Origin of the sequence: Exiguobacterium sp. s152 (assembly GCF_018618335.1) — a bacterium.
Taxonomy (GTDB): Bacteria; Bacillota; Bacilli; order Exiguobacteriales; family Exiguobacteriaceae; genus Exiguobacterium; species Exiguobacterium chiriqhucha.
This window is the reverse complement of record NZ_JACSLX010000008.1, coordinates 32,818-52,765: the sequence shown is the minus strand read 5'-3', so window position 1 is coordinate 52,765 and position 19,948 is coordinate 32,818. Positions and strand designations below refer to the sequence as shown.

Below are 19,948 nucleotides of genomic sequence, written 5' to 3'. Positions count from 1 at the left end.
ATGGCCAGCCAGTTCACATGCGTCGAAGCGAGATAGCTTCACGCATTTTTTGGAGTGATTCTCGGCCCTCTTCCCCGCGCCGCATCATGACGACGGTGAACAAAGCGTCAATCAGGCTGAGCTCGGCGATTCGCGAGGCGAGCGCCTCGGAACGGAACTCCGTCTCTTGCGACACGGTATAGAGGGCGACGTCACACAGTTTCGAGAGCGGTGACTTCGCATAGTTCGTGATGGCAATCGTCGGCACCCCGCGCTCGTTCAACACTTTCGCGACATCGAGCGTGTCTTTCGAGGCGCCCGAGTGCGAGATGAGGACGGCGACGTCGTCGGTCGTCAGTTGCGATGCCGACATGAGCTGCATATGCGATTCCAAATTTGCCGTGACAAACAATCCGCTCCGGACGAACTTGTGATACGCGTCGAGCGCGATGACAGCCGAGCCCCCGCTCCCAAAGAACTCGATGCGGCGGGCCGACAAGAGGAACGCGACAGCCTCGTCGAGTGAGGCCCCGTCCAAAATTTGTCGCGTCGCTTCCAATGTCTTCACGTTCGACGTGAAAATCTTCTCTGCAATCTCGATCGGTGTGTCCTCGTTCGAGATATCCTCATGGATGTCTTGGAGCGGTGCGACGACATCGGTGGCGAGCGCGATTTTCAGCGCCTGATAGCCTTTGAAGCCGACGCGCTGGCAGAAGCGGAATACGGTCGACTCGGCGACGTCGAGGTCGTCGGCGACTTGATTGATCGTATGATGGATGATGCGTTCGGGCTGCTTCAAGATATAGTCGGCGATGCGTTGCTCTTTCTTGCCGAGTGTCGTATAGGCGCCACGGATGCGGGCCAGGCCGTTCATCGATTCCATATGTCTCACCCTTTTTCTTTTTACGATACCGTTTCGAAAAAAATTCCGCAATCAAAGACTGACCGTCCCATCGGACAATGTGCCAAACTATTGACCCACCGTGGAAAATATTCCCTTCACGTCAAGACAAATATGCTACGCTAGGAAAGCTCATTTTTGAGAAACTGTCCGTTTTCGTCCATTTGTCCCGATATTATTAAAGAAAGGTTTGGTCCCCATCGAACATCATCTCCATAGTACATACAGTCTTCCCCTCGTCTTGTTATCCATCGCCGTCGCCGTCTTCTCGGCATTCGTCTCGCTCGATATTAGCAGCCGGCTCAAGTATGCCGAACGGGTGTCGCGCATCCGTTGGGTGAGCGCCGGTGCCCTCAGTCTCGGGCTCGGCATTTGGGCGATGCATTTCATCGGCATGTTGGCACTCCATTTAGAGGCCGACGTATCCTACCATATCGGTATCGTCATCGCCTCGATCGTCCCAGCCATCATCTCGTCCGGGTTCGCCTTCTATATCGTCAGCCGTCAGACGGCGCGTCCGCGCGACCTCGTCATCAGCGCCGTCTTCATCAGCATCGGCATCGTCTCGATGCATTACGTCGGCATGGAAGCGATGCAGATGAACGCCGTGTTGACGTACGACCCGGTCATGTGGCTGTTATCGGCCGTCGTCGCGTTCATTGCCTCGCTCGTCGGGCTGTATCTCTTGTTCTCGCTCCCGGACGTGCCGCGGTTCCATTGGCGGAGGCTCGCCTGTTCGCTGTTGATTGGGCTCGCCGTCTCGGGGATGCATTATATCGGCATGGGCGCGGCCGAATTCACCCCGTTCGCGACGCCTCAAGCATTGACCGGCTTCTCGATGGACAGCACGCTCCTCGCCTTCTGGATCGGCGGCAGTGTCACGACGCTGTTCGTGCTCATGCTGATCTCGCTTCGCAATGAGAAGCAACTCGAGCGTCAGTCCATCGAACTCGAAACGAAGTTCCAGTCCGTCATCGAGTCGGCGAACGATGCCATCATCGTCGCGGATGCCGAACGGCGCATCGTGCAATGGAACCACGGGGCCGAGCGCCTATTCGGATATGCTGCAAGCGAGGTGCTCGGGGAATCGATCACGCTCATCATGCCCGAGCGCTTTAAAGTCGCACACGAACAAGGCATGAAACGCTATCGCGAGACGCGCGAAGCAAACGTCATCGGCCGTACGGTCGAGCTCGTCGGCTTGCGAAAAGACGGGACCGAGTTCCCGTTCGAGATGTCACTCGGCACGTGGGAGACGGAGAAAGGTCTCTTCTTCAGCAGCATCATCCGAGATATTAGTGAACGGAAGCAAATCGAAGAACAAATTAACGACCTCGTCTATTTGGACACGCTGACCGGCCTACCGAACCGCCGCCTGTTCAACGACCGGCTCGACGCCTTGCTTTCCCAAGGCAGCGAGTCGACATTCTCGTTGTTTTACATTGACCTCGACAACTTCAAGGTCATCAACGACCGATTCGGCCACTCATCAGGCGACGTCTTCTTGCGCCAAGTGACGGACCGGCTGTTGACGACGATTACTAAGAGCGACACGCTCGCCCGTCTCGGCGGGGACGAGTTCGTCATCCTGTCGCCGAACACTGGCAGCAACTTAGCCGCCCACCGCGCCCAACAGATTACGAACGCGTTGAACCAACCGTTCTTGCTCGAAAGTGAGGACGTGTTCACGAGCCTATCGATTGGCATTAGCCTCTATCCGTCCGACGGGCGGACGGCCGGTGACTTATTGAAGAACGCCGACATCGCCATGTATCGAGCGAAAGAGGACGGCAAGAACGGCTTCCAGTTCTTCACGAAAGACATGAACGAGTCTGTCGCGCGCAAGTCACAGCTCGCGATGGCGCTCCGGAAAGGCATCGGCCGCGGCGAGTTCTCGATTCATTATCAGCCGCAAGTGCACCTCGAGACCGAGGTGCTCATCGGCGTCGAGGCACTCGTGCGTTGGACCCACCCCGAGCTCGGCATGATCTCCCCGGCCGAGTTCATCCCAATCGCCGAAGAGACCGGCAGCATCCATCGTCTCGGCGAGTACGTCTTGAATGAGGCGTGCCGGCAGAACAAGGCGTGGCAGGATGCGGGCGTCGAACCGTTCCGCGTCGCCGTCAACATCTCGGCGCTCCAGTTCGCGCAAAAAGATTTGCCGGACATTGTCAGCCAGGCGCTCGAGGCGAGCGGGCTCGCACCGGAATACCTCGAGCTCGAGTTGACCGAGACCGTCATCCAGAGCGCGCAAAGTGCCATCGAGACGATGGAGGAACTCGTCGCCCTCGGCGTCCACTTGTCGATTGACGACTTTGGCACCGGCTACTCGTCGCTCAGTTATTTGAAGCTGTTCCCGATCGACACGCTGAAAATCGACCAACACTTCACGAAGAACATCGAGACGGATTCGAAGGACGCCGCCCTCGTCAAGACGATCATCCGGATGGCGCACGAGCTCGGGTTGAACGTCATCGCCGAAGGTGTCGAGACGAAAGCGCAAGTCGCCTTCCTCAAGGCCGAGGATTGCAACCAGGCGCAAGGCTACTATTACAACAAGCCGATGCCGGCCGAAGAGCTCGACTCGTTCCTGTATCCGTATAAGAAAAGTGTCTGACCCTCGTCCCGCCTACTCGTTAGGTCGGGACGCTTTTTTTTGTTATTCGAAAAAAATTCCGTCATTCGACTTGTAAATCGAATTTAATTTGATATTATAGTGGAGAGATGGAAAAAAATTCGATTTAGAGGTGACGATATGCAAATCGGTTTGATTGGATTAGGCAAGATGGGATACAACTTGGCGCTCAACTTGAGCGACCACGGTCACAACGTCGTCGGGACGGACGCCGGGAACGTCGAGGCGACATCGAAGTTTGAGATCGTGCCGACGCTTGAGGACGTCGTCAACTCGCTCGAGACACCACGCGTCGTCTGGGCGATGGTGCCGGCCGGTGACATCACTGAGGCCGTACTGGCGGAACTGCTTGAGAAGCTCGAGCCGGGTGACATCGTCATCGATGGCGGCAACTCGAACTACAAGTTATCGGTCGCACGCGCCGAACAGTTCAGTGCCAAAGGCATCGCCTTCTTCGACTGCGGGACGAGCGGCGGCACAGAAGGTGCCCGCAACGGCGCCTGCACGATGGTCGGTGGTGACGCCGACGTCTGGCCGACGATCGAACCGATCTTCAAAGATCTCTCGGTCGAGAACGGCTACTTGTATACGGGACCTGCCGGCAGCGGGCACTTCTTGAAGATGATTCATAACGGTATCGAATACGGGATGATGCAGGCGATCGCCGAAGGGTTCGACATCTTGGAGAAGAGCCCGTTCGATTACGATTACGAACAGGTCGCACGAGTCTGGAACCACGGATCGGTCGTCCGTTCATGGCTCATGGAGTTGACCGAGAACGCGTTCTCGAAAGACGCGAAGCTCGACGATATCCGCGGCGTCATGCATTCCTCAGGGGAAGGAAAATGGACGGTCGAGACGGCGCTCGAGCTACAGGCGGCGGCCCCGGTCATCGCCATGTCGCTCATGATGCGCTACCGCTCGCTCGAGGACGACACGTTCTCAGGGAAAGTCGTCGCCGCGCTCCGAAACGAGTTCGGTGGCCACGCGGTCGTCAAGAAATAACCGCAAGGAAAAGGTCAGGGGTGGCCTTTTCCTTTGTAAATATTTGTAAACGGTTACACATACGGTAAAGGGGGAAATACATATGTCGGGTTCGACACTCATTTTAATCGCAGTCGCAGGGATTTTCTTGCTCTTATTCTTAGTCATGCGGACGAAGCTCCACGCCTTCGTCTCACTTCTCCTCGTCAGTTTGCTCGTCGGGGTCGCGGCCGGTATGCCGCTCGGGGACGTCATCGCCTCGATCCAGAACGGGATGGGCGGCACGCTCGGCTTCGTCGCCGTCGTCGTCGGTCTCGGTGCTATGTTCGGTAAGATGTTAGAAGTCTCGGGTGGTGCGGAACGCCTCGCCCAGACGCTCGTCAATAAGTTTGGAGAAGACAAGGCGCAATGGGCGCTCGCCCTCACCGGCTTTATCGTCGCCGTCCCGGTCTTCTTCGACGTCGGCTTTATCATTCTCGTTCCAATCGTTTACGGCCTCGCCAAAAAGACGGGCCGCTCGCTCTTGTACTACGGGATTCCGCTCCTCGCGGGTCTCGCCGTCACGCACAGCTTCATCCCGCCGACGCCGGGTCCGATTGCCGTTGCCAACTTGATTGGTGCCGAGCTCGGATGGGTCATCTTGTTCGGGGTCATCGCAGGGATTCCGGCAACGATTCTCGCCGGACCAGTTTTTGCGAAGTATATCGCCAAGAAAATTCACGTCACTATCCCGGACTATATGGAGTTCGAAGAGATTGATACGTCGAAAGAATTGCCGAGCTTCAAGATGATCGTCTCGCTCATCTCGATTCCGCTCGTGTTGATTCTCGCCAACACGTTGTCCGCCGTCTTGCTTGAAGAAGGCAACGGCATCCGCACGTTCTTCACGTTCATGGGTCACCCGTTCGTCGCCTTGACGCTCGCGACGCTGCTCACGTTCATCTTCCTCGGCACACGCCGCGGCTATACACGTGACGAGGTGCAAGAGATTGCGACGAAAGCGCTCGAACCGGCTGGGATTATCATCCTTGTCACGGGTGCCGGTGGCGTGTTCAAACAAGTGTTGATCGACTCAGGTGTCGGTGACGTGCTCGGAGAAATGATGGCCGGGTCAGCACTCCCGGCGATCGTGCTCGCCTTCTTGATCGCGGCCGTCGTCCGTGTCGCCCAAGGTTCGGCGACTGTCTCGATGGTCACGGCGGCAGGACTCATCACGCCGCTTCTCGAACTTCAAAATATCACCGGTGCCGCGCTCGGCCTCATCGTCATCTCGATCGCCTCGGGTGCGACGGTACTCTCGCATGTCAACGACTCAGGTTTCTGGCTCGTCAACCGCTACTTCGGTTTGGATGTGAAAGACACGCTCAAGTCGTGGACCGTCATGGAAACGATTATCGGATTGACCGGCTTCGCGGTCGTCTTCTTGATCAGCTTGTTTATCATTTAAGTTAGGAAGTGATGTGTGTGTACACGATTGGCGTCGATATCGGGACGACGAGCACGAAAGCCGTCCTGTTCCATAACCAGCAACAACTCGCGGTACATAATGTGTTGTACCCGCTTCTCACCCCGGACACGGAGACGGCCGAGCAAGACCCGGTCGTCATCTACGGGGCCGTGCTCGAGGCGATTTCCGCCGTTCGCGCCAAAGCCGACGGTCCGGTCCGCTTCGCCTCGTTCAGTTCGGCGATGCACAGCCTGATTGCGCTCGATGCGTCAGGCCGTCCGCTCACCCACAGCATCACGTGGGCCGACAGCCGGGCCAACCCGTATACGCAAGAGATCAAACGGAACTTTGATGCGAGTGCGCTCCATATGCGTACCGGCACACCGGTCCATCCGATGGCGCCACTCTCGAAGCTGCGTTGGCTGAAACATGAGCATCCGGACGTGTTCCAGCAGGCGACCAAGTTCGTCTCCATCAAAGAGTACGTCTTCTATCGCCTGACCGGTCGTTTCGTCATCGACCACTCGATCGCCTCGGCGACCGGGCTGTTCAATTTGAAAGAATGTGACTGGGATGCTGAAGCGCTCGACGTCGCGGGGGTCACGCCCGAGCAACTGTCTGAGCTCGTACCGACGACGGAGATCTTGACGCTTAAATCGGATGTTGTTGAGACGCTCGGTTGGGACTTCCCGCTCGTCATTGGGGCGAGTGACGGTGTGTTATCGAACCTCGGTGTCGGGGCGTTCGAGCAAGGCGTCGTCGCCGTCACGATCGGGACGAGCGGTGCCATCCGCACAGTCGTCCGTGAACCGGTCGAGGACCCGAAAGGCCGCATCTTCTGTTACGCCTTGACCGACAAGCATTGGGTCATCGGTGGGCCGGTCAATAACGGCGGCATCATCTTGCGCTGGCTCCGCGACGAGTTCGCGGCGAGCGAGGTCGAGACGGCGAAACGGCTCGGGATGGACGCGTATGATGTGTTGACGCGTATCGCCGAGACGGTCAAGCCTGGCTCGGACGGTCTATTATTCCATCCGTACTTGATGGGGGAACGGGCCCCGCTCTGGGACTCGAACGCACGCGGTTCGTTCTTCGGCTTGAGTATCCACCATAAGCGCGAGCACTTCATCCGCTCGGTGTTAGAAGGCGTCATCTTCAACTTGTATACGGTCATGCTGGCGCTCGACGAATTGACGGGCGCACCGAATCGGATTCACGCGACGGGCGGGTTCGCCCAGTCGAGCCTGTGGCGCCAGATGATGGCCGACATTTTCGATACGCCGGTCGTTGTTCCGGAAAGCCACGAGAGCTCGTGTTTAGGTGCCGTCATGCTCGGCGAGTATGCGTTCGGGGACATCGACGACTTCACGGCCGTGCCGCAAGTGACGCATGAGCATGCGCCAAATCATGAAGCGACCACGATTTACAGAGAGTTGCTGCCGATTTACATCCGGCTCTCCCGCCATCTCGCGGAAGAGTATGAAGCGATTGCCGCGTTCCAACGGAAGCATGTATGAGAAAAGACCAAGTTCATTGCGAACTTGGTCTTTCGTTTATCGCTCGTACGTCACCATGACGAACTGTCCGGACGTGCGTTGACTCGTCAGTTTCAACTTCGTCTCTTTCGTGCCTTCCGGGAAGAGTGGAATCCCTTCACCTAATACGACCGGGGCGATCGCGATTTCATAGCTGTCAATCAAGTCATGCTCCATCGCGGCTTTGATGACCTCGCCTCCCCCGACGAGCCAAATGTCCCCGTCGACGTCTTGTTTCAACCGTTCGATTAGCTGCTCAATCGGCTCGTCAGTGAATGTGACGTGCTCGGCTTCTCGGTCCGGGTTCCGCGTCAGAATATAGTTCGGGATGTTTGCGTACGGGTAATGATTGTCCTCGAGCCGGAGCACTTCCTCGTACGTCTTACGTCCCATGATGACCGCGCCGACCGTTTGGAAGAAGTCGGCGTAGCCGTTGTCCCCTTCCCCCTCGACCGCGAACAACCAGTCGAGTTGATCGTTCGTGCGCGCAATTTTTCCATCTAAACTTGTCGCGATATATAAGACGACGTTTGCCATGATGAATTCCTCCTTGATTCGTGATACATTCAGCTTACTTGATAAACACGACAAAACATGACGGGAATGAATGAGATGAAAAAACGACATTTGCACTTGATTCGACTATTGAACCGGGGTCGACGGTTCACAGCGGATGAACTTGCTCTTGAAACGGGTGCCTCGGTCCGGACGATTCAGCGCGATATGCTGACGCTCGAGGAACTCGGCTATCCGATTTGGAGCGTCCCCGGCACGGGCGGCGGTTATGAGATGTTGCCGAACCGCCTGCTTCCCCCGCTCCAGCTCCGGGAACAGGAAGCGGTCGCGCTCTACCTCACCCTCAAATGGATGAAACAGATTCCAGACGTGCCGTTCGGGGACATGAGGGACACGCTGTCAGACTGGTACGTGAATGAATTGCCGCACGACCTCGAGACGAAAATCGCACAGCTCGAAAAGAACATCCTTTGGCTCGGGAATAAGACCGTCCCACCGGCGCCGTTCACGAAAGACGTGTTTCAAGCGGTCGAGCAACGACGCAACATTGAGGTGACGTACGCGACGACGAAAGGCAGCCGCACGTTCACCGTCGCCCCGGTCGGGATGGCGCTCCTCGATTCGAAATGGTATGTGTATGGCCTCTCGGCGTATGGGCTGCGTCAATATCGAATCGATCGGATCGAAGCGATGCGTCTCCTCGATGAGTCGTTCGAAGCGGACGATTTGGCGACGCTTCTCGAGGCGAGTGACGAACGAAGCGGCGTGACCGTTCGACTGAACATCACCTCGCTCGGCCGTCGTCTGCTTGAAGACGTATTACCCGATATCGCTGAAAAGAATGAGTGGGACGTGCCGGAAGCTGAGCTCCCGTTCTTGTCGCGGCAATTGCTCGCTGCCGGAGCGGAAGTCGAGGTCGTCGAGCCGACTGAACTGCGGGAGATGATGCGAGAGCAGGCGGAACGGCTTTGGGACCTGTATCGCTAATCAAATCAATGCTTTGGCCTCATGTAGGAATTGTCTTTATATGGTAATATGATTCCATATTGCTACATGTAAAGGAGCGTTTTCATGACCAAGCTATCGTTTTCAAAATTATTTGTCTCCATCAGTGTCGTTTCGCTATTCGCTGTCATGGTGTACCTCAACGTCTCGACGCTCGAGCTGAACGAAACAATTGGTTCAGGCCTGTTCTACCTGAAAGGCTATTATGAGGAAGGCAACATGATCGTCACCGAGCAAGGCATCGGCGTCATCACGTTACCGCTCGCTATCGGGCTCGTCGCATCGACACTCATCAAGCTCGTCCATCATTATAAAGCACCATCGTTCATGAACTGAAAACACGCCCTTCACTCTGAGGATTGAGGGGCTTTTCTACGACTATCCCCTGCTGGTGATGCACGGTACACTGAGAGGACACAGGAGGGATTCATAATGACATTCACAACGACCCGCTGCCTCATCCGACCGTTCGAGCAACATGACATTGAACCGTTCATGGCGTATCGAAACGACTTGGACTGGATGCAACACCAATCGTTCAAAGGATTGACTTACGAAGAATATAAACGCTCTTTACTCGGCGATCAGGCCATCGCTCAAGGCATCCAACTCGCCATCATCGATCAAGCGACGAATGACTTGATTGGCGATTTGTATGTGAATCAAGACTTGACGACGTATTGGATCGGCTACACGATCTCACCCCGACACGCTCGCCAAGGCTATGCGTATGAGGTCGTGTCGGGACTGATTCATCATTTGTCCGACCGAGGTGCCGAAACGATCAAAGCCGGTGCCCTTCCAACGAACGAGGCGTCCATCGCCCTCTTGAGAAAGTTGAACTTCACCTATGTCACGATGGAAGATGACGAACAGATTTATCAACTCGACCTCTCGCCAAACAAAACAGGCACGTGACCGGATCGGTCGCGTGCCTGTCAGCGGTCGATGACGATTGACAACTTATAATTGACGTACTTACTGAGCCCGTCCAAAAAGGCGTTCAACTCTTGGTTCGACGGGAATCGGCACTCTAAGACGTAACAGCCGTCCCCGCTCACCTTGTAGTTATTGCGGACGTACGGCCGATGCTCCTCGAGGAACATGAGATACGGGTCGTGAAACGTGCTCGACGTAAAGATGGTGATCATCGCGTGGACCGGTAACCCGAGCTTGTCCTCATTCACGCGAATCGTATACCCTTCGATGATGCCGAGGTCTTCGAGCTTCTTGACGCGCGTCGCTGTCGCCTGCCCGGTCAAGTGCACGTGTGCCCCGAGTTCTTTCATCGTTATCCGGCTGTTCGCCTGTAACGCCTCGATGATGAGGCGGTCTGTTGGATCGAGCATAGGTGACTCCTTTCACGATTCAAGCCAATCCGTCCAAACACTTGATTCGTGTTATGTATGAAAAGACGGTTGCTTGTTAGACTGTACATACATTATAGCTAAAAGGAGAGATTTTTCTATGCACGTGCAACTGATCCGTAATGCCACACTCCGCGTCGAATACGCCGGAAAGACGTTCCTCATCGACCCGTTCCTCGGGGAGAAGGGTGCCTATCCCCCGTTCCCGAACTCGGCTCGGCAAGACGCTAATCCATTGGCCGACCTGCCAATCGCGATCGACGACATTCTGACAGGCGTCGATGCCGTCATTTTGACCCACCTGCATCTCGACCACTACGACGAGGTCGCCAAACAAGTTCTGCCGAAAGCGATCCCGCTCTTCGTGCAAAACGAGGACGATTTGACTGTCATCGAAGGCGACGGCTTCACGAACGTGACCGTGTTGAGCGACACGACAGCATTCGAAGGAATCAGACTCACGAAGACAGCAGGGGAGCACGGTCGCGGACCGATTTTAGAAATGGCCGGTCTCGTGTGCGGTGTCGTCTTCACCCACCCTGCGGAACAGACGCTCTATGTCGCCGGGGACACGGTCTGGTATGACGAAGTCGCCAAGACGATTCAGGCGCATCAACCAGCAGTCATCGTCGTCAACGCCGGGGACAACCAATTCGTCGAAGGCGGGTCGCTCGTCATGAACGAAGAGGACGTCCGCCATGTGCATGAGGCGGCTCCAGCCGCGACGATTATCGCGGTCCATATGGAAGCGGTCAATCATTGGAAGTTGTCGCGTCCTGACTTACGTGCTTATGCGACATCACACAGCTTCGCCGATCAACTCATCGTTCCAGAAGACGGCGAGACGATTTCATGCTAACGATACGATGCCCCTGACCTTCCACGTCAGGGGCATTTTTAGCTTCATTTTTGACTCCTGTTTGTGGTATTCTATGCTTCATACCGATGCCATGTCACCCGTTTTTTGCCTCGAGGGAGTTTTGTGAGAATGAAGAAACGCGTCATTTTGCTCATGTCCATCTTTTTGTTAATCAGCTCCCTGTCTCAGGCGGCGATCCCGAAACCGAAAGCTTACAACGACCGCAGTCTCATCTATTTGACGCTCGATGACGGACCGAATCGGAAGACGGGAGCGTTGCTCGACGTCTTGAAAAAGCATCGGGTGAAAGCGACCTTCTTCATCCTTGGGAAGAACATCGAGGGGAATGAGCATCTCATCCGACGCATCGTCGCCGAAGGGCACCTCATCGCTTTGCATGGGATGACACACGTGCGCGAGGAGTTTTATGCGTCGCCGATGACGGCCGTTCGTCAAATGAAGGACGTGCAACGTCTCATTTACGAAGTGACGGGCATCCATACGAACATGGCCCGTACGATTTACGGTAGTGACGCAGGCATGACGCCTGCGCACTGGCAAGCGATGGACGAGGCCGGTTTTGAGATTTGGGACTGGAACGTCGGCAGCCTCGATCACATCTATAAGAAAGACAACGCTCCGATTGAGCAACGTGTGTTCAATCGGCTCGAGGCGAATTACGAGATGAATATTGCTTCCATCATCTTGGCGCACGATCACTCGATGACACCGCAAGCGCTCGATACGATTATCCGCTATGCGAAAGAACGCGACTATGAGTTCCGGACGTTAGAAGGGGTGCATCCCGCGTACAACTTTTTCGATCCGTGGGAACCGAACGAATGAAACATGCTGAGTCCATCTGGGCTCAGCTTTTTGTTTGCTCGAAACTTTACTTTCTTGAGGCCGTATACAATAGGAACAACCAGAAAAGGTGGAACCTACATGCAACCCAACGTCCGAACGTTTCCTAAATCATTTCTCGATGGTCAATTCGATTCAATCTATAACCAGACGACCGACTCATTCAAACAACAGACCTCGCTCGACACGTTCTACCGGCTCGCCACTTCATTCAATGAAGGTGTTCGCCGCTATCGGGTCGTGAATGACATGAAATTGAATGGAAGCCGTCATCTCGTCTGGATAGATGACCGGAAGGAACGCGTGCTTAGTGTCACGTTCAATCAGGACGACCTCATCGAGGAACTACTCATGACGCCACATCAACCCGATTCGAGGGGCGACCGTCGCTTCACGAAACATACATACCACCTTCCGTTCACGGATGACTGGCTCGTCGTATCAGGCGGTACACATCCTGGTGAAAATCGGCATTATCCGGAACGCGCGCAACGATACGCCTACGATTTCATTAAAGTGAACAACAACTGGTCATACAACAAGACAAAGTCCGGGAACCACTCGTTTTATGCGTTCGGGGAACGCGTCATCACACCGTTGGATGGGACGGTTGTGGTGGTTGTCGATGATGTACCGGACGTTCCAGATTCGAGTCGCCCTTTCGGCAATCACGTCATCTTGGAGCACGCCGGCGGGGAGTATAGTCTCCTCGCTCACCTCGAGGATGGCTCAATCGCCGTCAACGTCGGGGACCATGTCAAGACACGCCAATTGATTGGTCGTTGTGGCAACTCGGGTAATTCGTCTGAACCGCACCTTCACTTCCAAGTGATGGACAGTCCTGACCTGGCATCCGCCACCTCGCTTCGGATTCGTCTAAAAGGAAGAAAAAAGCCGGTCCGTGGTCAAATCGTCAGGCCGAAACAATCCAACTCGTTGGATCGCACGGACTTAGCCGCTGACTTTTTATTCGAACTCGCGCTCGCCGTTCCGCGACTCTTGTTTAATTTTTGGCGGTAATCGTTAGCTACAAAAAATGTCCCCGCATCGATTGATGTGGGGACATTGCTGTTACATCTCGAGTTCTGTGAACGCAAGCGGGACGAGTTCTTCAAGCGTCACTTCTTTCACGTCGGCATTGCCGTTCGTGAGCAACACTTTGAAGTCCGGGTCGCCGAACTCGACGAGCACTTGGCGGCAGATACTGCATGGCGGCAAGAAGTCGACCGTGTCGCCTGACACCGCGACGGCTTCGAAGTCACCTTTTTTATAACCTTGCGCGACCGCTGTGAAGATGGCCGTACGCTCGGCACAGTTCGTCGCACCGAACGAGACGTTCTCGACGTTGACACCGTCGATGACCGTACCGTCCTTCATAAGAAGCGCTGCTCCGACGCGGAAGTTCGAATACGGGGAGTAGGCGTTCTCTTTCACTTGGCGGGCACGCTCGACTAATTGTTGTTGGTTCATGGGATCATTGTCCTCTCTGACTCGAAATGAACTGATGCCAGTTCCCGGCCTCTCTTTTTGGGCAGGATTTTTAGCATACACCTCATGCGATAGAGAAGTCAATGAATTTTTGAAAGCGGTCACAATCTTTTATCAGTTTTGAAACGTCAGCTCGACCGTCCCGCTCCCGAGTAGCGGTGCAAGCGTGGAGAAGTCCTCGACCCGACCGATGCGCGTGTACGCATAACTCGTCTCGACGTCCTTATAAAACAAGACGAGACAGTCATCTCCATACAGCATGACATCCCCGGCCCGAATCGAGCCGACACGTTCCGGGTTCGTCGGGAACGGTTCATTAAAATAGAAGTACTTCTCGTTCTGATGCAAGTCCTGCATCGACAACGTGAGCGGCAGACGGGCTTGGAGCGCTTCCGCTGTCGGGTTGGTTTCGAAACGTATTGAGACGTTTAGTTCTTCCACTTGTGACGTCACTCCTTCCTGACTCTCCGGCTTCCTCACCGTGTCGTCCCCACACCCAGCGAGAAACAACATGGAAGCGACTAATCCGAGGCGGATGACCTTCATGACGTCTGAACGATACGGGCCGGTGTCCCGGCGACCATCACATTGTCCGGGACGTCTTTCGTCACCGTCGCGTCGGCCGCGACGATGGCGTTCTCGCCGATGGTGACACCCGGCAAAATCGTAGCCCCGGCCCCGATCCAGGCGTTCCGCTTCACGCGAATCGGCTTCGTGATCAAGCCGCGCCGGTCGGTCGGGTCGGTCGGATGATTGACCGTCAACAGCTTGGCGAACGGACCGATCAAGACGTGGTCCTCGATGTCGATGCCACCGAGATCGGTGAACATGACGCCGCGGTTGATGAAGATGTCTGTCCCGAGCGTGATGTGTTTCCCGAAATCGGTATAGAACGGCGGCAGCACCGTGACCGAGTCCGCGACGTCTTGCCCGAGCAGCTCCGAGAGCGTCCGCTGGAACTCGTCTTTCGGCAAGTACTGATAATTCAGGCGCATGAGCGTCGGCTCGATGGCTCGTTGAATGTGATGAATCTCTTCAAAGACGGCTTCGCCCGCAGCAATCGTTCGACCGGACACGCGTTCTCTCAATCCGCTACCCATCGTCACACCTGTTGTTTCGTCGGACGGATGATGAGGTTGCTGACAGAGACCCGGTCCGGTGTGTCGATGGCGTAGACGACCGCTTCAGCCACGTCCTCACTCGTCAATCCCCACTCGGTTTGCGCCTCATGGAGCGCCTGGGCGGCTTGTTTGTCACTGATCGTGTTGTACAGTTCGGTCTGGACGGCTCCCGGCGAGATAATCGTCGATTTGACGTTGTTCTCGCGCTGTTCTTGGCGCAAGCCTTCCATGATGGCGCGGACCGCGAACTTCGTCCCGCAGTAGACGGCCGACTCCGGATAGACGACGTGCCCAGCCACCGAATCGGTCGCGATGATATGACCCGACTGTTGACGTTCCATGATTGGAAGCACGGCGGCAATCCCGTTCAACACCCCGGTCACGTTCACATCGAGCATGGCCTGCCATTCGTCACGGCGCCCGTCGACGAGCGGCGCGGTCGGCATGATGCCAGCGTTGTTGAACAAGACATCGATTGTCCCGAACGTGTCGAGTGCCGTCTTCACCACCGCCTCGACAGCTGCGTAGTCCGTGACATCGGCTTGCTGGATGACGATGTCGGCCTCGGGATGCTGAGCTTGGATGGCCTCCAACCGATCGAGACGCCGAGCGGCGAGCACGAGTTTTGCACCCCGTTCGGCCAACAGATGGGCCGTCGCTTCCCCGATCCCGCTCGACGCCCCCATGATGATGACAACTTTATTGATGGTCATAATCCATTCCTCCTTTGATTGACTTAAGTATAGGAACGGACAAGCATCATGTCTAATGCTACTATTTGATTAAGAACCATAACGAAAACGCATGGAGGGATGACATGGAGCTACAACAACTACGGTACTTCCTCGCCGTCGCGAGCGAAAAGAACATCACGCGCGTGGCCGAACATTTACGGCTGTCGCAACCGGCGCTGTCCCGGCAAATCCATCAGCTCGAGGACAGTCTAGGCGGACCGTTGTTCGAGCGGAGCCAAGGCGGCGTCACGCTGACGGAACGAGGCCACTATTTGGCCGAACACGCCAAAGAGATGATCCGTCTGGCCGATAAGATTTCGATCAATTTGAACACGGCGACACCCGTCAGCGGAGAACTGTACATCGGAGGTGGGGAGACGGAGGCGCTCACTTCGGTCATCGAGACGTTCCGACAGATGAAACAGCTTCATGCCGACGTCAAGTTACGCCTGTATAGCGGCAATGGAGACGACGTCATCGACAAGTTGGACCGAGGCATCCTCGACTTCGGGGTCGTCATCGAGCCGATCAATCTGGCTACGTACGCCTCCCGCGAGCTCCCTCATGTCGACCGTTGGGGCATCTTGACGCGTCGTGACAGCCTAGTCGGACAAAAGAGTGCCATCGAGACCGGGGATCTTCTCGACTTGCCGCTCATCTTGTCAGAACAGTCGCTCGTCGACCGACATTTGTCGGCCCGGCTCGGCGTCGATTTGACTGAAGCCGACGTCGTCGCGACGTATAACCTGCTCTATAACGCCTCGCTCCTCGTCCGGGAAGGCGTCGGCCACGCGCTCTGCCTCGACGGGATTATCAACACGCAAGGGACCGAGTTGGTGTTCGTCCCGCTCCATCCCCCGCTCACGTCTTCCGTCCATTTGATTTGGAAGAGCGGGAGTCGCCTGTCGAACGTCGCCTCAACATTTTTAGAGCTGTTCGATGAACGGGAAACGGCCACCTAAACACGGCGGCCGGAATCGAGGCGCAATATGTGCGCCAACTGCTCGTTCATCTCGTCCGGGGTGGCCGCAAAGTCGTGTTCGGCCCAATGGATGATCATCCCGACGATGGCGTTCGCTTGATACGAACAGAATAACTCATGGTCAATCTCGTCTTGCTTGTGCGCCGCCGTATCGCGGAGGAGCAACTTGCGCACTTCGTCGAACAGCATGTAGTAGTAAGCGAGCGGTACGTTTTTCGAGAAGACGATGCGATAGAAATCGACGTACGTTTGGACGTGGTGAAAGATACGGATCGTCGACGGTTCGAGTTCACGCGGATTGAGTAGTTTCACATGACGATACGGCTCCTCATACGACTTGGCGAGGTCGGCCGTGATCTCTTGGAAGTACTCCTCGAACACGTCCTCGACCCGTGCATAATGTAAATAAAACGTGCCCCGATTGACATTTGCCACACGACAAAGTTCCGAAATTGTCACTTGTTCGAGTGAACGATTCCTCAATAATTCGACGAGCGCCTCATGAAGCGCTCGTTTTGTTTTGATGACACGCAAGTCCGACTTCATGATTCGCACATTCCTCTCAACAGTTATGGCCTAAAATGTTGATTACTCAACAGTTCCTCATTTTTTGATGATTGTAAGCGCTTTCTAACATTCATTATAATAGTTATTGAACACATGTACAATAAAAGGAGGAATCAGTCATGCGATTATCGGGGAAAGTGGCGATTGTCACAGGAGCAGCATCAGGAATGGGGAAAGCGATCGCGGAATTGTACGCGCAGGAAGGGGCGAAAGTCGTCGTCTCGGACATGAATCTTGACGGGGCGAAGCACGTCGCCGAGAATATCTCAGGCGAGGCCATCGCCATCCAGACGGACGTCACGTCTGAAGAAGCGTTGCAGCAGTTGTTTGACGAGACGGTGAAGACGTTCGGTCAAGTCGACATCCTCGTCAACAACGCCGGCATCATGGACGGGATGGAACCAGTCGGTGAGATCTCGAACGAACGTTGGGAGAAAATCTTTGCCGTCAATACGCTGTCGGTCATGAAATCGATGCGCATCGCCGTCGACTTGTTCACGAAGCAAGGGCACGGCGTCATCGTCAACAACATCTCGGCCGGCGGTTTATACGGGGCTCGGGCCGGAGCGGCCTATACGGCGTCGAAACACGCCGTCGTCGGATTGACGAAGAACACGGCGTTCATGTATGCCGATCAAAACATCCGTTGTAACGGAATCGCACCGGGCGCGGTCGCGACGAACATCGGCTCGACGATGACGAACATGAGCCAGGCCGGGTTCGGTCGCCAGCAACTCGGGATGGCCATCAACCCACGCATCGGACAACCGGAAGAGATCGCTCAGCTCGCCCTCTTCCTCGGCTCGGACGAATCGAGTTTCATCAACGGTCAAGTCGTCGCCATCGACGGCGGTTGGACCGCCTATTAAACCAAAAAATGAGCCATATCCTAAGCGGGATGTGGCTCATTTCTCGTTATAGCTCCCCTCTCCGGTTCATCCGGATCAAGAGATAAATCAAATACGGCGCTCCGACCATGCCGGTGATGACACCGACCGGGTAACGGGCCGTGAAGGCGAACTGACCGATGAGATCGGCCGCGAGTACCAAGATGACCCCGACGAGTGCCGCCGGAATGATTGTCGAACGCCCGTCCCCGACGAGCCGCTTCGCGATCGGTCCCGCAAGGAACGCGACGAACGCGATCGGTCCGGTCGTCGCCGTCGCGAGCGCGAGCATGAGCACCGAGGCGACGATGAGCAGGACGCGCGTCTGGTTCGTCTTAACACCGAGCGACGTCGCCGTCATCTCCCCGAGCTCTAAAATCTGGAGCTGTCGGCTGAGTCGGAGGATGACCGGGAGGCAGAGCGCGACCGCAATCATGAGCGGCGGGAGCGTCTCCATCTTCACCCCGTTCAAGCTACCGCTCAACCAGCGCATCGCCGTCCCGACATCGTTTTGGCGGCTGATGAGCAACAGATAGTTGATGACTGCTGTCAGCATCGCCTGAATCCCGATGCCGACTAAGACGAGCCGGCCGATTGAGAAGGCGGCGCCTTTCGACAAGAAGTAGATGGCGAGGACGGTCAACAGCCCGCCGATGATTGAGATGATAGAGACGAACGTATCGCTCGCCTGTAAGACGACGATGCCGAACACGGCCGCCGCACTCGACCCGGTCGTGATGCCGATGACGTTCGGGTTGGCGAGCGGGTTACGGAGCATCGTCTGAAACACCGTACCGGCAATCCCAAACGCAAGTCCGGCGAAGACGCCGGCGAGCATGCGCGGCAGACGAATCGTGCCGACGGCGAACGAGGCGCCCGGTACTTGTTCCCCGAACAAGACACGGATGACGTCTGCGACCGGGTAAATCGTGTTGCCGAGCATGAGCATCGTCGCGCTCAACGTAAGGGCCAGCGCGAACAAGACGAGCGTCACGAAGACGGTCCGTTGCCGGCGCTTGCGACTGTTATGGATGATGGGTTGAATCGATTGGTTCGTCATACGCCACGCACCTTCACTTTCATCGTCAACGCGATCAAGATCGGGGCCCCGACGAACGCCGTGACAATCCCGACTTCGAGTTCACCGGGACTGCCGAGCAACCGTCCTGCCACGTCAGCGAACGTCAATAAAATCGCGCCGGTGAGTGCCGACATCGGGATGATATACCGTTCATCCGCTCCGATGACCAAGCGGACGAGATGCGGCGCCAAGAGACCGATAAAGCCGATTGGTCCAGCCAGTGCCGTCGCCGCCCCGCACAAGATGACGCCGGCGAATGAGGCAATCAATTTCAACGTGCCGATGCGGACACCGAGACCTGTGGCGAGCTCTTCCCCGAGCGCCAAGATGTTGAGGGATGGTGCCGCCAAGATGGCGATGACAATCCCGCCGATAAAGAACGGCAGGAACGTCATGATCGAATCCATCGTCCCGGCCCCGACGCTACCGACTTGCCAGAACCGGAACTGGTCCATGACGTTCGAGCGCGGAATCATGATGGCCATGACGAGTGACGACAAGGCCGCACTCGTCGCCGCGCCGGCCAAAACGAGTTTGAGTGGCGTCGAACCGCCCCGCCCGAGCGACCCAATCCCGAACACGAACGCCGCCGTCAAGAGTGCCCCGGCGAGTGCGAACCAAATATAGTCGCTCGCGGTCGAGATGTTGAAGAAGGCAATCCCGACGACGACGAACAGCGCCGCTCCCGTGTTGACCCCGAGAATGCTCGGGTCGGCAATCGGATTGCGCGTCACCGACTGCATCAATGCGCCCGAGACACCGAGTGCCGCTCCGCACATGAAACTGAACATCGTCCGAACGACCCGCTGCCGGACGATGTCCGCTTCATACGACTGAACAGCCGGACGGAATAAACCGTCAAGCAGTTCATCCCATCCGACTGTCCGTGAGCCGAAAGCAAGCGAAGCGAGCATACAGACGACGAGCAGGACGAGCGACCCTACGAGGAGGAGCCCGAACCGTTTCGGCGTGTGTAACTTCTTCGGCATATTCATT

The 19,948-nt window shown here is 56.1% G+C and carries 22 protein-coding genes; 12 read left to right on the top strand and 10 right to left on the bottom strand.

Going from position 1 to position 19,948, the window contains the following annotated elements:
- Positions 1-13: 13 nt before the first annotated feature.
- Positions 14-862, bottom strand: a complete 849-nt coding sequence (locus KNP72_RS13035) for a MurR/RpiR family transcriptional regulator (RefSeq protein WP_214833758.1) — start codon at positions 860-862, stop codon at positions 14-16.
- 259 nt (positions 863-1,121) lie between these two features.
- On the opposite strand from KNP72_RS13035, the gene KNP72_RS13030 reads away from it, so the two are divergent.
- The 4 genes from KNP72_RS13030 to gntK all read left to right on the top strand — a co-directional run bounded on the left by KNP72_RS13030 (position 1,122) and on the right by gntK (position 7,463).
- A complete protein-coding gene (locus KNP72_RS13030; RefSeq protein ID WP_285800969.1) occupies positions 1,122-3,497 on the top strand; it encodes an EAL domain-containing protein in 2,376 nt (791 codons plus the stop codon).
- Positions 3,498-3,635: 138 nt separating this feature from the next.
- Positions 3,636-4,520, top strand: coding sequence for a phosphogluconate dehydrogenase (NAD(+)-dependent, decarboxylating) (gene gnd / locus KNP72_RS13025; protein ID WP_214833755.1), 885 nt, complete (start codon positions 3,636-3,638; stop codon positions 4,518-4,520).
- 82 nt (positions 4,521-4,602) lie between these two features.
- On the top strand, positions 4,603-5,946 hold the full coding sequence (locus KNP72_RS13020) for a GntT/GntP/DsdX family permease (RefSeq protein ID WP_021066250.1): 1,344 nt from the start codon (positions 4,603-4,605) through the stop codon (positions 5,944-5,946).
- 17 nt (positions 5,947-5,963) lie between these two features.
- Positions 5,964-7,463, top strand: a complete 1,500-nt coding sequence (gntK, locus tag KNP72_RS13015; RefSeq protein WP_483298421.1) for a gluconokinase — start codon at positions 5,964-5,966, stop codon at positions 7,461-7,463.
- A 36-nt stretch (positions 7,464-7,499) separates the two neighbouring features.
- Here gntK and KNP72_RS13010 read toward each other — a convergent pair whose 3' ends face one another.
- The gene (locus KNP72_RS13010; protein ID WP_131471366.1) at positions 7,500-8,018 is read right to left on the bottom strand and encodes a dihydrofolate reductase family protein; all 519 of its coding nucleotides are present in this window, start codon (positions 8,016-8,018) and stop codon (positions 7,500-7,502) included.
- Positions 8,019-8,093: 75 nt separating this feature from the next.
- Between KNP72_RS13010 and KNP72_RS13005 the strand changes: the two genes are divergently transcribed.
- From KNP72_RS13005 to KNP72_RS12995, 3 genes are all read left to right on the top strand, one after another.
- Entirely contained in the window at positions 8,094-8,984 is an 891-nt protein-coding gene (locus tag KNP72_RS13005; protein WP_251129017.1) for a helix-turn-helix transcriptional regulator, read from the top strand.
- Between the two features lie 84 nt (positions 8,985-9,068).
- Positions 9,069-9,338 (top strand): hypothetical protein, encoded by a 270-nt coding sequence (locus KNP72_RS13000; protein WP_214833749.1) that lies wholly within the window; start codon positions 9,069-9,071, stop codon positions 9,336-9,338.
- Positions 9,339-9,434: 96 nt separating this feature from the next.
- Positions 9,435-9,920 carry a GNAT family N-acetyltransferase gene (locus tag KNP72_RS12995; protein WP_214833746.1) on the top strand — a complete coding sequence of 162 codons (486 nt, stop codon included), beginning with the start codon at positions 9,435-9,437 and terminating at the stop codon, positions 9,918-9,920.
- 20 nt (positions 9,921-9,940) lie between these two features.
- Here KNP72_RS12995 and KNP72_RS12990 read toward each other — a convergent pair whose 3' ends face one another.
- A complete protein-coding gene (locus KNP72_RS12990; protein ID WP_214833743.1) occupies positions 9,941-10,351 on the bottom strand; it encodes an Lrp/AsnC family transcriptional regulator in 411 nt (136 codons plus the stop codon).
- A gap of 118 nt (positions 10,352-10,469) precedes the next feature.
- Here KNP72_RS12990 and KNP72_RS12985 point away from each other — a divergent pair, with 118 nt between their 5' ends.
- The 3 genes from KNP72_RS12985 (at position 10,470) to KNP72_RS12975 (ending at position 13,112) form a co-directional block, all read left to right on the top strand.
- A complete protein-coding gene (locus KNP72_RS12985) occupies positions 10,470-11,228 on the top strand; it encodes an MBL fold metallo-hydrolase (RefSeq protein WP_214833741.1) in 759 nt (252 codons plus the stop codon).
- Positions 11,229-11,357: 129 nt separating this feature from the next.
- Positions 11,358-12,074 (top strand): polysaccharide deacetylase family protein, encoded by a 717-nt coding sequence (locus tag KNP72_RS12980; protein ID WP_214833738.1) that lies wholly within the window; start codon positions 11,358-11,360, stop codon positions 12,072-12,074.
- A gap of 99 nt (positions 12,075-12,173) precedes the next feature.
- Positions 12,174-13,112, top strand: a complete 939-nt coding sequence (locus KNP72_RS12975) for a M23 family metallopeptidase (protein WP_214833735.1) — start codon at positions 12,174-12,176, stop codon at positions 13,110-13,112.
- 51 nt (positions 13,113-13,163) lie between these two features.
- Here KNP72_RS12975 and KNP72_RS12970 read toward each other — a convergent pair whose 3' ends face one another.
- From KNP72_RS12970 to KNP72_RS12955, 4 genes are all read right to left on the bottom strand, one after another.
- Entirely contained in the window at positions 13,164-13,562 is a 399-nt protein-coding gene (locus tag KNP72_RS12970; protein WP_021066236.1) for a cytidine deaminase, read from the bottom strand.
- Between the two features lie 132 nt (positions 13,563-13,694).
- The gene (locus KNP72_RS12965) at positions 13,695-14,126 is read right to left on the bottom strand and encodes a cyclophilin-like fold protein (RefSeq protein ID WP_214833732.1); all 432 of its coding nucleotides are present in this window, start codon (positions 14,124-14,126) and stop codon (positions 13,695-13,697) included.
- Positions 14,123-14,680 carry a DapH/DapD/GlmU-related protein gene (locus tag KNP72_RS12960; RefSeq protein WP_214833729.1) on the bottom strand — a complete coding sequence of 186 codons (558 nt, stop codon included), beginning with the start codon at positions 14,678-14,680 and terminating at the stop codon, positions 14,123-14,125. The genes KNP72_RS12965 and KNP72_RS12960 overlap by 4 nt, the downstream gene beginning before the upstream one ends.
- Before the next feature lie 2 nt (positions 14,681-14,682).
- Entirely contained in the window at positions 14,683-15,414 is a 732-nt protein-coding gene (locus KNP72_RS12955) for an SDR family oxidoreductase (protein ID WP_251129016.1), read from the bottom strand.
- 104 nt (positions 15,415-15,518) lie between these two features.
- Here KNP72_RS12955 and KNP72_RS12950 point away from each other — a divergent pair, with 104 nt between their 5' ends.
- Positions 15,519-16,397, top strand: coding sequence for a LysR family transcriptional regulator (locus KNP72_RS12950; RefSeq protein ID WP_214833725.1), 879 nt, complete (start codon positions 15,519-15,521; stop codon positions 16,395-16,397).
- On the opposite strand, the gene KNP72_RS12945 is transcribed toward KNP72_RS12950, so the two are convergent.
- Positions 16,394-16,966: a TetR/AcrR family transcriptional regulator gene (locus KNP72_RS12945; protein ID WP_214833840.1), complete on the bottom strand. Its 573-nt coding sequence runs from the start codon at positions 16,964-16,966 to the stop codon at positions 16,394-16,396. The two genes, KNP72_RS12950 and KNP72_RS12945, sit on opposite strands and share 4 nt — an antisense overlap.
- 137 nt (positions 16,967-17,103) lie before the next feature.
- Between KNP72_RS12945 and KNP72_RS12940 the strand changes: the two genes are divergently transcribed.
- Positions 17,104-17,853 carry an SDR family oxidoreductase gene (locus KNP72_RS12940; RefSeq protein ID WP_214833722.1) on the top strand — a complete coding sequence of 250 codons (750 nt, stop codon included), beginning with the start codon at positions 17,104-17,106 and terminating at the stop codon, positions 17,851-17,853.
- Positions 17,854-17,899: 46 nt separating this feature from the next.
- Here KNP72_RS12940 and KNP72_RS12935 read toward each other — a convergent pair whose 3' ends face one another.
- Together KNP72_RS12935 and KNP72_RS12930 are read right to left on the bottom strand one after the other, a co-directional pair.
- A complete protein-coding gene (locus KNP72_RS12935; protein WP_029594756.1) occupies positions 17,900-18,931 on the bottom strand; it encodes a FecCD family ABC transporter permease in 1,032 nt (343 codons plus the stop codon).
- Complete coding sequence (locus tag KNP72_RS12930) at positions 18,928-19,941, bottom strand: FecCD family ABC transporter permease (RefSeq protein ID WP_418508268.1); 1,014 nt, start codon at positions 19,939-19,941, stop codon at positions 18,928-18,930. The genes KNP72_RS12935 and KNP72_RS12930 overlap by 4 nt, the downstream gene beginning before the upstream one ends.
- Positions 19,942-19,948 lie beyond the last annotated feature (7 nt).

What these genes read in the sequence shown, in the direction of transcription:
- KNP72_RS13035 (WP_214833758.1), bottom strand. Translation starts at nt 862, where the DNA reads ATGGAATCGATGAACGGCCTGGCCCGCATCCGTGGCGCCTATACGACA.
- gnd (WP_214833755.1), top strand. Translation starts at nt 3,636, where the DNA reads ATGCAAATCGGTTTGATTGGATTAGGCAAGATGGGATACAACTTGGCG.
- KNP72_RS13020 (WP_021066250.1), top strand. Translation starts at nt 4,603, where the DNA reads ATGTCGGGTTCGACACTCATTTTAATCGCAGTCGCAGGGATTTTCTTG.
- KNP72_RS13010 (WP_131471366.1), bottom strand. Translation starts at nt 8,018, where the DNA reads ATGGCAAACGTCGTCTTATATATCGCGACAAGTTTAGATGGAAAAATT.
- KNP72_RS13005 (WP_251129017.1), top strand. Translation starts at nt 8,094, where the DNA reads ATGAAAAAACGACATTTGCACTTGATTCGACTATTGAACCGGGGTCGA.
- KNP72_RS13000 (WP_214833749.1), top strand. Translation starts at nt 9,069, where the DNA reads ATGACCAAGCTATCGTTTTCAAAATTATTTGTCTCCATCAGTGTCGTT.
- KNP72_RS12995 (WP_214833746.1), top strand. Translation starts at nt 9,435, where the DNA reads ATGACATTCACAACGACCCGCTGCCTCATCCGACCGTTCGAGCAACAT.
- KNP72_RS12990 (WP_214833743.1), bottom strand. Translation starts at nt 10,351, where the DNA reads ATGCTCGATCCAACAGACCGCCTCATCATCGAGGCGTTACAGGCGAAC.
- KNP72_RS12985 (WP_214833741.1), top strand. Translation starts at nt 10,470, where the DNA reads ATGCACGTGCAACTGATCCGTAATGCCACACTCCGCGTCGAATACGCC.
- KNP72_RS12980 (WP_214833738.1), top strand. Translation starts at nt 11,358, where the DNA reads ATGAAGAAACGCGTCATTTTGCTCATGTCCATCTTTTTGTTAATCAGC.
- KNP72_RS12975 (WP_214833735.1), top strand. Translation starts at nt 12,174, where the DNA reads ATGCAACCCAACGTCCGAACGTTTCCTAAATCATTTCTCGATGGTCAA.
- KNP72_RS12970 (WP_021066236.1), bottom strand. Translation starts at nt 13,562, where the DNA reads ATGAACCAACAACAATTAGTCGAGCGTGCCCGCCAAGTGAAAGAGAAC.
- KNP72_RS12965 (WP_214833732.1), bottom strand. Translation starts at nt 14,126, where the DNA reads ATGAAGGTCATCCGCCTCGGATTAGTCGCTTCCATGTTGTTTCTCGCT.
- KNP72_RS12960 (WP_214833729.1), bottom strand. Translation starts at nt 14,680, where the DNA reads ATGGGTAGCGGATTGAGAGAACGCGTGTCCGGTCGAACGATTGCTGCG.
- KNP72_RS12955 (WP_251129016.1), bottom strand. Translation starts at nt 15,414, where the DNA reads ATGACCATCAATAAAGTTGTCATCATCATGGGGGCGTCGAGCGGGATC.
- KNP72_RS12950 (WP_214833725.1), top strand. Translation starts at nt 15,519, where the DNA reads ATGGAGCTACAACAACTACGGTACTTCCTCGCCGTCGCGAGCGAAAAG.
- KNP72_RS12940 (WP_214833722.1), top strand. Translation starts at nt 17,104, where the DNA reads ATGCGATTATCGGGGAAAGTGGCGATTGTCACAGGAGCAGCATCAGGA.
- KNP72_RS12935 (WP_029594756.1), bottom strand. Translation starts at nt 18,931, where the DNA reads ATGACGAACCAATCGATTCAACCCATCATCCATAACAGTCGCAAGCGC.
- KNP72_RS12930 (WP_418508268.1), bottom strand. Translation starts at nt 19,941, where the DNA reads ATGCCGAAGAAGTTACACACGCCGAAACGGTTCGGGCTCCTCCTCGTA.